The 12944-nt window shown below is 63.8% G+C and carries 10 protein-coding genes; 3 read left to right on the forward strand and 7 right to left on the reverse strand.

Going from position 1 to position 12944, the window contains the following annotated elements; translation table 11 throughout:
- Positions 1-112: 112 nt before the first annotated feature.
- A complete protein-coding gene (locus RAD16_RS16100) occupies positions 113-1618 on the reverse strand; it encodes a carboxylesterase/lipase family protein (RefSeq protein WP_458158868.1) in 1506 nt (501 codons plus the stop codon).
- A gap of 23 nt (positions 1619-1641) precedes the next feature.
- Positions 1642-2979, reverse strand: a complete 1338-nt coding sequence (locus tag RAD16_RS16105) for an MFS transporter (RefSeq protein WP_458158869.1) — start codon at positions 2977-2979, stop codon at positions 1642-1644.
- A 213-nt stretch (positions 2980-3192) separates the two neighbouring features.
- Between RAD16_RS16105 and RAD16_RS16110 the strand changes: the two genes are divergently transcribed.
- The 3 genes from RAD16_RS16110 (at position 3193) to RAD16_RS16120 (ending at position 8083) form a co-directional block, all read left to right on the forward strand.
- The gene (locus tag RAD16_RS16110; protein WP_458158870.1) at positions 3193-3843 is read left to right on the forward strand and encodes a TetR family transcriptional regulator; all 651 of its coding nucleotides are present in this window, start codon (positions 3193-3195) and stop codon (positions 3841-3843) included.
- A 92-nt stretch (positions 3844-3935) separates the two neighbouring features.
- Positions 3936-6722: a hypothetical protein gene (locus tag RAD16_RS16115; RefSeq protein WP_458158871.1), complete on the forward strand. Its 2787-nt coding sequence runs from the start codon at positions 3936-3938 to the stop codon at positions 6720-6722.
- Entirely contained in the window at positions 6722-8083 is a 1362-nt protein-coding gene (locus tag RAD16_RS16120) for a metallophosphoesterase family protein (protein ID WP_458158872.1), read from the forward strand. Before RAD16_RS16115 ends, RAD16_RS16120 begins: the two co-directional genes overlap by 1 nt.
- A gap of 49 nt (positions 8084-8132) precedes the next feature.
- Here RAD16_RS16120 and RAD16_RS16125 read toward each other — a convergent pair whose 3' ends face one another.
- From RAD16_RS16125 to RAD16_RS16145, 5 genes are all read right to left on the reverse strand, one after another.
- Positions 8133-8918, reverse strand: a complete 786-nt coding sequence (locus tag RAD16_RS16125) for an ABC transporter permease (protein ID WP_458158873.1) — start codon at positions 8916-8918, stop codon at positions 8133-8135.
- Complete coding sequence (locus RAD16_RS16130) at positions 8915-9727, reverse strand: ABC transporter permease (RefSeq protein WP_458159135.1); 813 nt, start codon at positions 9725-9727, stop codon at positions 8915-8917. The genes RAD16_RS16125 and RAD16_RS16130 overlap by 4 nt, the downstream gene beginning before the upstream one ends.
- Before the next feature lie 72 nt (positions 9728-9799).
- Positions 9800-10846, reverse strand: a complete 1047-nt coding sequence (locus tag RAD16_RS16135; RefSeq protein ID WP_458158874.1) for an ABC transporter substrate-binding protein — start codon at positions 10844-10846, stop codon at positions 9800-9802.
- Between the two features lie 22 nt (positions 10847-10868).
- Positions 10869-12176, reverse strand: a complete 1308-nt coding sequence (locus RAD16_RS16140; protein WP_458158875.1) for an NAD(P)/FAD-dependent oxidoreductase — start codon at positions 12174-12176, stop codon at positions 10869-10871.
- A gap of 17 nt (positions 12177-12193) precedes the next feature.
- Positions 12194-12910, reverse strand: coding sequence for an HAD family hydrolase (locus RAD16_RS16145; protein WP_458158876.1), 717 nt, complete (start codon positions 12908-12910; stop codon positions 12194-12196).
- Positions 12911-12944: the final 34 nt, after the last annotated feature.

Genomic DNA, 12944 nt, shown 5'->3' on the forward strand with positions numbered 1-12944 from the left:
ATGCGGGACGATGCAGGGATAGCGGTTCTCTTTAGCTGCATTTTTAGAAGCGCCCGCAAGCTGAGGATCAAATCGGCGCTGGAGCGACACTTACATGTCCGGGGTGCCGCAATCAACCGGTCTTCGCGCGTGCGGCGGGAGCCTGCGGCGCGCCGCGTTGCGCTGACAGCTCCGCCCACAGGCGAGAGCGCACGCCCTCATTGAGCGGCACAATATGGAACGGCTGGTCGAAGATTGCGAGCGGCTCCCTGACCGCCTCGAACCGCGGCCAGGCCTCAGTCACATCAGGCATGCCGGTCGTGACGAAGCGCAGCAAGTTCGCCTGGAAGCGGGCCGCGACGTCGATATCGGCTGGCGTCATCGGGCCGCCCTTGCGTTTCAGGATCGGGCGATCGATGAAGTCAGGCAGATGCGCCCAGAGGCAGGCGTTGTCGGCGCCGTGGGTCGGCCCTTGCGACAAGAACGGCTCCAGCGCGGGGCGGTGGTCGAACCGGCTCAGCCACACCGCGCCGTCGGCCGCAGCATGGAGCCGCGCGAGATCCGCCATCGGACGGTGCCAGAATGCATCCGACAGCAGCGCTTCGTGGGGATCTTCGTCGGGACGCGCCGTATCGCGGTAGCAATTCAGCAGGCGCTCCCAGCCGGCATCGCCGAACGTAACGCGCACCTGCCGCTCGGTGGTGCGGATCATCGCGGCCGGCGGCGTGCTCTTCAGGAACATCACCATCTCGTCGCGACAGGAGCCGAGCCAGAGCGGAATGTCGCGCAAGGTCCCGTCGGCGAACACATCGCGCGGCTCGCGCGGGATCACGGTGCCGTCGAGCACTGGGCCGAACACGGTGCCGGCCTCCGTCTCGTCCGCGAGCTTGCGGCCGACCCGCTCCACCGCCGCGAAGAGATTCTGTAGCGGCACGGCCGCAATGGCGCTCGGCTCGCGCGCAAGTCCGAGTTCGTCGAGCACGCGGCGCGCGACGAGGTCGGCATGATCGGCGCTCATGATGTTGCGGCCGGGCGCGCTCAGCGCCAGCGCACGGGCGAACTTGCCCTTGGCCTGCGGCAGCGTTGCGAGCGCGATCACCATCGACGCGCCGGCCGATTGACCGGACAGCGTCACCTGATCCGGGTCGCCGCCGAAACCGGCGATATTGGCATGGACCCAGTCGAGCGCCGCGAGCGAATCCGAGATCGCGAGGTTATTGGCTTCGCCCAATCCGTGACGATGCAGTTGCAGGAAGCCGAGCGGGCCGAGCCGATAGTTGATGGTGACGATGACGGCCGGGCCGTGCGCGGCGAGGAAGGCGCCGTCATAGTCAGCGCCGCCGCCGGTGACGAAGGCACCGCCATGGATGAAAAACAGCACCGGCAACGGGCGATCAGCCCCGACCGGTGTCCAGATGTTCAGGCTGAGACAGGACTCCTCCGCCTGATCGAGATGTCCGGGCTGCGGCGCATAGGCGCCGTAGTCCGTGCATCGCCGCGATTCGGTCCACGCGAGCGGCGGCGTCGCCTTGGCAAAACGCCGCGCGGTTGCGAACGGCACGCCCTTGAAGGCGCGGACAGCCCCCTGCTCGGCCCCGATGACGGGGCCGTGCGTGGTCGGAACAGCGTTGGTCAACATGCGATCGTTGTCCTGTCTCTTGCTTACGCGCGCCGCTTGCCGAGATCGGCGATGTCGACCTTGTGGGTTTCGCGCGCGGTCGATGCGGCGGCAGCCGAGGCGACACAGCAGCCGGCGACGAAGATCGCCACCGGGATCCAGCCGTTCGGTCCTTCACCGACGAGGCTCGCGCTCACCAGCGGCGTGAAGCCGGCGGCAAGGAAGCCGAGTTGGGTGCCGATCGCTGTTCCGGAATAACGCACGCGCGCTTCGAACATCTCCGCGTAGAACGACGGCCAGATCGCGTTGGGTGCGGAGTAAATGATGTAGAGGCCGATCGCGGCGGCGAAGATCGCCGTCGTGTTGCCCGACGTCACCAGCATGAAATAGGGGAACAGCAGCACGGCGCAGCCGAGCACGCCGCCGATGAACACCGGCTTGCGGCCGATCCGGTCGGCAAGCAGGGCCCAGAGCGGCTGGGCGAACAGCGCCACGACATTGCCGAGCACGCCGGCCCACAGCATGGTCGGACGTGCGACGCCGAACTTGCTGGTGGCATAGCCGAGCGCAAACACCGCGGTCATCGTGCTGACTGTCGCGATCAGCGCGCAGACGATGACGCGCAGCACATCCGGCCAGTAGTCACGCAGCAGCGCGACGACGGGGAAGCGCGCGACTTGCGCCTTGTCCTTGATGTCTTCGAACACGGGCGTTTCCGGCATGGTCCGCCGCACCAGATAGGCGACCAGCAGCACCAGCGCGGAGAGCAGGAACGGAATGCGCCAGCCCCAGCTCAGCAATTGATCTTCCGGCATGCTGGCGACGGGAATGAACACCAGCGTTGCCAGGATCGCGCCCGCCTGGGTGCCGCTCAACGTCCAGCTCGTGAAGAAGGCGCGGTTGGAATTGGCGGAATGCTCCAGCGTCAGCGAATTCGCCCCGCTCTGCTCGCCGGCCGCCGACAGGCCCTGCAACAGGCGCAGCAGCGTCAGGATGATGGGTGCCGCGTTGCCGATGGTCTTGGCATCCGGCAACAGGCCGATCGCCAGCGTCGAAGCGCCCATCACCACCAGCGTGAACAGCAGCACCGTCTTGCGGCCGATGCGGTCACCGAAATGGCCGAGGATCACGGCACCGACGGGACGCGCGATATAGCCGATGCCGAAGCTCAGCAGCGCGAGCAGCGTCGCGGTCGAGGGATCGACATTGGCGAAGAACACTTTTGGAAAGATCAGTGCTGCCGCGGTGCCGTAGATGAAGAAGTCGTAGTATTCGAGCATGCTGCCGACGAAGCTGACCAGCGCGGCGCGCTTCGGCAGCTTGTTTTGCGTGGTTTCCGCGCTGGACGGCGCGTGCAGCGATGCTGTTGAGGTCAAGCTCATCAAAATTCCTCCCATGTGTGATGGCGGTCGCGCTTCGCGTCATGCCCGTCCGGCCGTGCGCGAGTTTTTTGCTTTTGGTTGCCGCAACCTTGGTTTCAATCCATAATGTACGAACTAGTACGTTTATGCAATACTCATTGGATCGACGCCGGAACGGACGAAATTTGCCTTCACCTTCAAGGTGATCCGTGGAAACTGGCGGGAGAAACAGTAATGCTCGAGCGCATGCCGCCCCCATCCAAGCGCACCAACGATCCTGAGCGCACCAAGCGCGACATCCTCGAAGTGGCGATGGCCGAATTCGCCTCGGAGGGCTATTCCGGCGCCCGCGTCGATGCGATCGCGGCGCGGACGCGCACGTCGAAGCGGATGATCTACTATTACTTCGGCGGCAAGGAGCAGCTCTACCTCGCGGTGCTGGAAGAAGCCTATCGCAGCATCCGCGCGCTGGAGGACCAGCTCGACATCGCAAGCTGCGATGCCCGCGAGGGCTTGCGCCGGCTGATCGAGGCAACCTTCGACCATGACGAGCGCAACCCGAACTTCATCCGCCTCGTCTCAATCGAGAACATCCACCACGGCAAGCACCTGAAGCAGAATCTACAGCTGCGCCAGCTCAACGCCAGCGTGATCGCAACGCTCGACGACATCCTCAAGCGCGGCCATAGCGAAGGCGTCTTCCGCGACGACGTCGACGCCATCGACCTGCACCTCGCCATCTCCTCCTACTGCTTCTTCCGCGTCGCCAACCGCCACACCTTCGGCGCGCTGTTCGACCGCGACCTCAGCGAGCCGAAGGTGCTGGCGAAGAGCAGGAGCCAGATCGTGGAGATGATTTTGGCGTGGCTGGGGGCGAAGGGGTGAACTCGGACGAACGACTTTAGGTTGGATTCGAGACCCCGGGGTCGCTAGGATGACCTCGGAAATTCAGGCAAAGTCGTCTCGGGGCAAGCAACGTGCCGCAATTCGATCGACGTGCCACGTCTGTCCTGGCGCTGTTGGGCGACACCTCCCACACGCCTTATCATGTGGGCGCGTACGAAGCCTTGGCGCAGGCCGCCCACCCCCCATTCGCCCTGATGCCGGATTGGCTCTGCGGAAGTTCGGCCGGAGCCATCACCGCGGCGATTATTGCCGGCAATGAACCCGACCGGCGCAGGCGCGCGCTGCAGGACTATCTCGAATTTTGTACGAGCGGGCCGCTGGCCGACGCCCCATCACGGCGCTCACCACTCGACCGGGTGCGCCGGCAGCTTGGCCTTACAAGCCAAATCGAACGCCGCCGATTCGAAACAACCAAGATGCTGCTGCGTCTGGTGGATTTCGACTTGATCAACCACGGACCAATGCGGTTGACGATGGTGGCGACCAACGCCGTGTCGGGACACTGGATAGTATTCGATAACCGGCACAGCTGGATCTCTCCGGAACATGTGCTGGCGAGCGGCCTCGCTTCGCCTGAGAACGAGGGCGTTCTCATCAATGGCGAGCTGTACTGGAACGATGACCATCTGCCGTTCACCGCGCTCGAGACACTTTTGCGCGGCGAGCCGGGCGAACTCGTCGCCTTCGTCGTCGATCCCTGGAGCAGGGTCGCACCGTCTCCCGTGACTCTCACGGAAAAGCGCTTACGCGCGAAGGAAGTCGCGAACGCAACGCGCCTGGTCAAGAACATCGATTGGGTCGCCAATCAGTTCTCGTTGCAAAACGCCGCGCGAGTCAGCGCGTTCCGGCCGCTCTCTGCTGCGACGGTCGAGCCAGGCCGGCTCGATATCGTCCACGCCCTGGTGGCACGCGATGTCTCGGCAGCACCGGATCCGGTTTCACCGCGCGAAGCCCGTCAAACAGCCTACGACATGGTCAGCCGCGCAACACGTGCCGCTCCCTGGGACCGGCCGGGAGAAGCTTCCGCGGCCGTGCATAAGATCATCGCCGAGGGGGACATTTCGACCAAGACCTATGAGACGATCGCTGCTTCACCTGTCGCGCCAACACCAGCGTTTCCGGTCGACAAGACACTTTCCGATGCGGAGTCGGATATTCTGAAAGAGCTGAGAAGCGCATTGGCCGCAAACGCGACCACGACGTATCTGGACGCGCTCAAGGAACTCGCTCCTGCGTCGACACGCGCTGAACCGTCTCCGCAGCAAAAACCAAGCCTGAACTTCGCGCTGGAGGGAGCTCAGGCGTGGCAGGACGAGGTTGTCTGGGGAAGCCAGTTCGACCTGGTGGTCAACTATGGATCGGTTGGAGAGGCCGACCTCGGAGGCGTCCGCAGCCAACTCCTTGATACGCTGATCGACAGGCCTTCGTTGAAGCTCGGCATCACGATCGTGCCGACGGGACTGCTTGTGGTCGACGGCATCGTAACACGCGAGGCTCGCTTCGAGAATGGAGCGCTGACCAAAGACTTGCCGCGTTTCAAGCTCGCGGCCCCGCCTCGTCCCGAATCCTCCGATGGCGAACCAGAACCACGTGGCATTCATGTCGTTCTCTCGGACCGCGGCGCGCTGATTCATTCGTTCTTCCTGGAGATCTATCTCGTGGAGTCCCTTGGGTCGGAGAAGCACGCGCCCATCATGATCGACTTCGACCTGCAAGCGATTGCCGCAGCCAAGCCGGAACAGCGGATCGCCGAGCTTTTCATCACCAGCAAGGGCGATTCCTGGGAGGTTTACTGGAACATCGATGGGGTAAGCGGCAAGCCCGAGATCACATCGGTGGTGACGCCCTCGAAATTGAAAGCCGCTTACGACTCGCTGATCGTCGACGATATCCGGAAGATCGCGAACAACCCGCTGTGGAAGACCATCGACGAGAAGCTGACCCTGCCATCCGACGACAATGCACGCGCCTTGGCGCAGGAGGCGATGCAGGCCGCCGTCACCGTGGGCTCGAAACTATACCAGCTGCTCGCGGAAGATCCGGTCTTCAAGAAAATGTTCGAGCGGATCGAGGAACTGCCAGACGGCGCCAATATCGCCGTCATCACGGATTCTGTCGTCTTTCCCTGGGAGATGCTCTATCCACTCAACTACATCGACGGCTATCCGCCGGACAATTTTCAGCCGACGCGGTTCTGGGGCAACCGCTTCATGATCGAGTCGCTGCTCATCGTGACGTCGACCGCGGAGAAACTGCCGTCGAATCGCCAGCAGGCGGGGCAACTTCATGTCACCATGGGCCTGAACGACAGCATCGACCAGGAAAAGACCTGGCAGGGCCGCAAGCTGCTTCCGGTCAAACTCCAGAAGGACTACTTCGACCTGTCGCTTGCACCGCGCGGCAAGTATGCCGTCGGATTCGATCAGGTCGTCGCCGCGTTTCGCGACCAGGCGGCCAGTCCGAGCCTGATCTATTTCTTCTGTCATGGGACCGCCGACATCCTCGAGTTCGAGAAATCCAGGCAGTTCACCGCCTTTCACGTCACCGGCCCTCCATTTGCGAACTGGCCGCTGGTGTTTGTCAACGCCTGCGACGCCGGAAACATCTCGCCCGTCTCCTTCCTTTCGTTCCGAAAGGAATTCCGCAAGCGACGATCCGCGGGTCTCGTGGCACCGTCATTTCCGGTGCCGACCCTGTTCGCTGCGGTGTTTGCGAGGACATTCATCGAACGCTATGCCGCTCGGGTGCCTGTCGGGCAAATTCTGTTCGATCTGCGCCGCGACTTGCTCCTCAACAACAACCCGCTCGGCCTGTGGTATTCGTTGCAATGTCCACTCGACCTGAAGGCACCGGCCTGATGGCGCAGAAGCCCGTCACACTGATCGTGAGCGACCTCCACATGGGCGATGGAGGGCGCGGCGACGATTTCGTCGACGACAAGGAACAGTTCGCGAGTTTCGTCCGGCAGCAGGCGCAGAGTGATCGAGGCCGGCGCGGCGAGATCGAGCTGATCATCAATGGCGACCTCCTCGAATTCGTTCAGGTCCTCCCTGAACGATATACGCTGAACTCGCCCGACTACTGGTGCTCGGAAGAAGAATCGCTTGATAAGCTAAACCGCATCCTCGCCGGCCATCCGGAGTCGTTCGCGGCGCTGGCGGAGTTCCAAAGGCCCGGCAATGTCGTGACGATCTTCCCCGGAAACCACGACGTCGACCTGCATTGGACAGCGGTGCAAGACCGCCTCCGCAGCGTCGCCGGGAATGTCAACATCGAGCTCGGCGAGCACACCTACACGCGCTACGGCGGCAAGCTCCATATCAGCCACGGCCACCTGTTCCCGTCGATCGATCCCGTCAACGGTTTCAAGAACTGGCGCCATCCGATCCTTCGCCTGCCCGATGACAGCGCTCCCCCGCGATTGGAGATGTGCGTTGGAACGCTGTTCGTGGTCCGCTTCGTGAACCAGCTCGAAGAGAAATATCCCTTCGTCGACAATGTGCATCCTCAGACCGAGTTGGTCCGGATCCTGTTGCGTGAAGACCGCTGGGGGCTGCGAACGGTGGGATGGCTCGGTGCTCGATTCATCGTCCAGCATTTCGGCGCATCGCTGTCTGCCGGGAGCAAAGACGACATCGGGCCGGAGCTTCTAGGCGCCATACGCGGCGATCCGTTTTTCCGCGAGAGGCTCGCTGAGCTCTGCCGCGACCTGCTTGGCCGGCCGGATATGACCGAAGCCGATGTCGGCAAGGAGTTCGGCAGCGAAGAGCAGCTCGCCGAGCTTCTCGAAATGCTGCTGAAGGCCGACGGCAGCTTGACGCGATGGACCGATGTCCTGGAAATCGCCAAGCCCGCGGTCAACGCGGCCGGAGACGGCAGCGGATCGACGCTGTCGTTGCACGACGCCTCCCAGATCGACGTTCGGGCCGAATGTCTGACCATCGCCCGAAACATATGGAAGGTGCACGCCGACATTGTCGTGCTGGGTCACACGCACCTGCCCCAGGCGGTCGAGGAGAACGGATGCCGGTACTACAATCCGGGCTCATGGACCCGTTACATCGAGGACCCGTCCGCTCTTACGCTGGCGGATCTGGAAGACGACAACAGCTATCCCTACGAGCTGAACTACGTCCGGATCGAGGATGACGGCGGCACGCTTCGCAGCGAACTCGCCTGTTTCGAGCGTCGGAAAACGAGCGCAGCCGGCGCTGCGTGACGGACATCCCGGTCGCCTTGACGACCCCGCGCGCGGAGCGGCAGCCCTTTCACCCACTCTTCCGCTGTCGCGCGCTCGCCAGCAGCACCAGCATGAAGGAGGCCGCCGTCATCAGCGTGGAGATTGCCGCAATCGTCGGGTCAATTTCGTCGCGGAGCGCGGTGAACATGCGCTTGGTCAGCGGCTGATACTGGCCGCCGGAAATGAACAGCGCGACGATGGTCTCGTCCATCGCCGAGATGAAGGCGAAGATGCCGCCGGCGACCACGCTCGACTTGATCTGCGGCAGCGTCACCGCAAAGAAGCTGCGCAGGCGGTTCATGCCGAGGCTACGCGCCACCATCTCCTGCGCGGGATCAAAACTCTGCAGGCCCGCCAGCACCGATATGACGACGTAAGGCAAGCCCAGCATCACGTTCGCCAGCACGAGGCCGGGCATCGTCGCGACCAGGCCGACCTTGGCGTAGACGAAGAAGATACCGACCGCGGTGATGATGATCGGCACCACCAGCGGCAGCAGCAGCGCCATGTGGATCACCCGCATGATGCGCAGCTTGGACTGGCTGATGGCATAGGCGGCGGCAACGCCGCACGGCGTTGCGATCAGGACGGTCAGCAGCGCGACCGTCAGCGTCACCCGCGTCGCCTGCATCCAGGCCGGATTGGCGAAATATTGCTGGTACCAGCGCAGCGAGAACGACGGCGGCGGGAAGGTCAAAAAGCGCGCGCTGGAGAACGAGATCGGCGCGATGATCAGCAAGGGGAGGATCAGATAGACCAGCACCAGCGCGCTGATCACATAGAGGGCGATACGGGCGGGTGAGAGGCGCGTCATTTTTGCCCCAACACGCGATCGAGCGAGATGAAGCGGCTGACGACGAAGAAGATCGCGAGCACGCTGAGGAGCAGCACGACCGCGACGGCGCTCGCCGCGCCGAACTGGTTGTAGAGCTCGACATTGCGGCTCACCAGCATCGACACCATCACAGTGCGGCCGCCGCCGAGCAGCTCCGGCGTGATGTAGAAGCCGAGGCAGAGCACGAACACCATGGTGCAGCCCGCGAGCACGCCCGGCAACGACAGCGGCAGGAACACGCGGAAGAAGGTCAGCGACGGGCTCGCGCCGAGACTGGCGCCGGCCTGCATCAGATCGCCGGGGATCTTCTGCATCGTGGCGTAGAGCGGCAGCACCATGAACGGCAGCAGGATGTGCACGGTCGCAACCACCGTGCCGAACGTGTTGTGGACCAGCGCCAGCGGCTCGGAGATGACATCGAGATAGCGCAAAAATTGGTTGATCACGCCGGTGCGCTGGAGCAGCGCCAGCCAGGCATAGGCGCGCACCAGCACGCTGGTCCAGAACGGCAGCACGACCAACGACAGGACGAGGATGCTCCATCCCTTCGGCACGGAATTGGCGAGATAGGCCACGGGATAGCCGAGCAGCAGCGCGATCACCGTGACCGCGAGGCTGATTTCGAAGGTCAGCGCGAAGCTGCGCCAGTAGATGTCCTCGGTGAAGACCCGGCGGTAGTTCTCCAGCGTAAAGCCGTCATGGTAGATCGACTGCCAGGCGAGCCAGCCGACCGGCAGCACGATCAGGAGCAAGATCACGAGCAGCGCCGGCGACACCAGCGCCAGCATCAGGCCGTGCTCACGGCGCTGATGCTTTTGCGATGGATCGGACACTGTTGTCGTCAACGCTGCCTCGCCCGTCTACTTCTGCATGAACGACGCCCAGCGCTTCTCCGCGGCTTCGCCCGCGGGCGAGGACCACCAGGCGTAGGACATCAGCGCCTGCTTGGCCGCATTCGCCGGCTCGCTCGGCAATTGCGCGGCGCGCTCGGGCTTGATCACGTTGGTCTCGAACGCCTTCGGGTTGCCCGGGCCGTAATCGATGTTGAGTGGCAGATTGGCCTGGTGCACGGGGTCAACGGCCTCGTTGATGAACTTCACCGCCGTATCCAGGTTCGGCGCGCCCTTGAGGATGCAGAGCGAGGTGCTCTGCAGGATGCCCTGGTTGTAGGTGAAGGACACCTTGGCACCCTCCTTCGCGACGGCGCTGACGCGGCCGTTCCAGGCCATCTCCATGTCGACCTCGCCGTCATTGAGGAGCTGCGCCGACTGCGCGCCGGAGGTCCACCACACCGTGATGTGCGGCTTGATCTCCTCCAGCTTCTTGAAGGCGCGGTCGACATCGAGCGGATAGAGCTTGTCGGGCGCGACGCCGTCGGCCATCAGCGCCGCTTCCAGCGTGGCGATCGGGTGATTGCGCAGCGCGCGGCGGCCGGGGAACTTCTTGACGTCCCAAAAATCGACCCAGCTATTCGGCGCGTCCTTGGGGAAGGTCTTCTGGCTGTAGGCCAGCACGCTGGAATAGAATTCGTAGGAGACTGAATACGGACTACGATAGGTCTCCGGCATCGCCGCCGCGTTCGGGATCTTCGTGAAATCGAGCTTCTCGATCAGCCCCTGCTCGCCGCCACGCAGGCAATAGCCGGTGGGCGTGTCCACGACATCCCAGATCGGCTTGCCGCTGCCAACCTGCGTCTTGATGGCGGGCCAGGCATCGGGAATGGAATCCTGGTTGATGGTGATGCCGAGCTTCTTGGCGGAGGGATCGAGGATCGCCACCGTCTGCGCCTGCTGATAGGCGCCGCCTTGCGAAACGAAGGTGATCTGCTCGGCGGCATTCGCCGCGGTGCTCAATCCGATTGCGCCCAGCAGCGTGCAGCCCAATCCCAAACTCTGCTTCATCGTCATCCTCGCCTCCTCCAAAGTGATCTCACTGACCGATCGCATCGAGAAACTGGTACCAGCCGGCGACCATGCGCACGGCGGGCTCGCGCAGCGGATAGAACGGGATAGCCTTCATGCGGCTGACGTCGAGCAGGCCGACGTCGGGCGTTTCGCCGCGCACGAAGGCGGCGAGATAGCGGCCCATCAGGCTCGACATCGCAACGCCGGCGCCGTTGTAGCCGAGCGAGACCAGCGTGCGGTCGTCGATCCGGCCGATATGCGGCACCGAGTCCAGCGTCATGGCGACGAGGCCCGACCATTTGTATGCGAGCGGGACGTCGGCCAAATCAGGGAAAATGCCGACCATCGCCTTGCGCAGCGCGTCGAAGGCGGCTTGCGAGTCCTGCTTGCCGAACGCGCCGCGGCCGCCGAAGATCACGCGGTTGTCGACCATGCGGAACCAGCGCATCATGCGCTTGGTCTCGGTGTAGGTACGCCCGGTCGGCATCAGCTTGCCCGCGAGATTGCGCGGCAGCTGCTCGGTCGCGATCATGGCGCTGCGGAACGGGATCAGCGTCCGCTGCATATTCGCGGTCGCGCTGGTGAGATCCGAATAGCTATTGGTGGCGATGATCGCCTGCTTGGCGCGTACCGCGCCTTGTGGCGTCTCAGCGACGATGCCGCCCTTCTCGCGCCGGAGCTTGATCACCGGCGATTCCTGGAAGATGGGAACACCGCGACGCGCCACGCCGTCGGCAAGGCCACGCAGATAGTTCAGCGGATGGATGCCGCCGGAGCCGGGATTGAGCACGCCGCCGACGAAAATGTCGGAGCCGGTCTCCTCGCGCACCCCGCGCTTGTCGAGGATGCGGACCTCGGCAGAGCCCATCTCGCGCGTCATCCAGTTGGCTTCGCCGATGGCCGCCTTCAGCGTCGTCTCGTTGTGCGCGGCCTTGACCTGGCCGGTGCGCGTCAGGTTGGCACTGGTGATACCGAACTCCGACACCAGTTCCTCGACCATGTCGGTCGATTCATGCGCGATCTCGTACATGCGCGTTGCCATGGCGCGGCCATGCGCGGCATCGATCTCGCGGAACGAGAGGCGGAATTTCGCGGTGATGACGCCGCCATTGCGCCCGCTCGCACCCCAGCCGGGGCGGTTGGCTTCGAGCACGATGGGCGATGCGCCGTCCTTGGCGATGTGGTGCGCGGCGGACAAGCCGGTGTAGCCCGCGCCGATGATCACCACATCCGCCTGCTGCTCGCCCGACAGCACGGGAAACTCGCGCGCCGGCTCCGCCGTGGCGACCCACAGCGAATTGACCGATGGCAGCGCGCTCCAGTCCCGCGTCATGCCCGCGCTCACGACCTTTACGCCGCCGGCCCGATCGCCGCGTCGGCGAGCGCCTTCAGCGTCGGGAAGTGGAAATCCGGCTTGGTCAGCGTCTCCACCGCCGGCGTGCCGCCGAAGCCGGCGATGCCCTGACGACGCTCGATCCAGCACACCTTGTAGCCGAGTTTCCGCGCGATCCCGATGTCGTGGTACTGGCTCTGCGCGACGTGCAAGATATCGGACTGCTTGTAACCGAACGCCGACTGACGCCCCTTGTTGTAGGCGAAGAATTCCGGATTGGGCTTTGCCACCCCGGTATCGTCGGCACAGACGGTGTCGTCGAAGGGATTGCCGAGCGCGTGGGCGTAGCACGACAGCGCGACGCGGTCCGCGTTGGTCATCGCGACCAGGCGGAATTTCGTGCGCAGACGCTTCAGCGCCTCGACCGAGTCCGCGAACGGTCCCCAGCGCAGCACCGAGAGCTGGAACACATCGCAGGACGCATCGTCCGCGGGTAGCCCGAGCTCGGTGGCGAGATGGCGATAGACGTGGAACATCGCCTCGCTGGAGCGCTCGTAGTGCCTGTCGCGCCCGCGCTTGTAGGGCTCAAAAATCTGCTCGTCGCTGAGCTCGGCCGGCGTCTTGCCCGAGATCTTGCGCACCGCGTTGAGCACGCCGGCCTCGAAATCGATCAAGGTGCCGACGACGTCGAAGGTGAGAACCTTGAAATTGCTGAAAGCGGCTTGGGTCGACATATCAGTTTCTTCTCTCGGTTGAACAAGGCTGGAG

The sequence above is a fragment of the Bradyrhizobium sp. 18BD genome, from assembly GCF_054185225.1.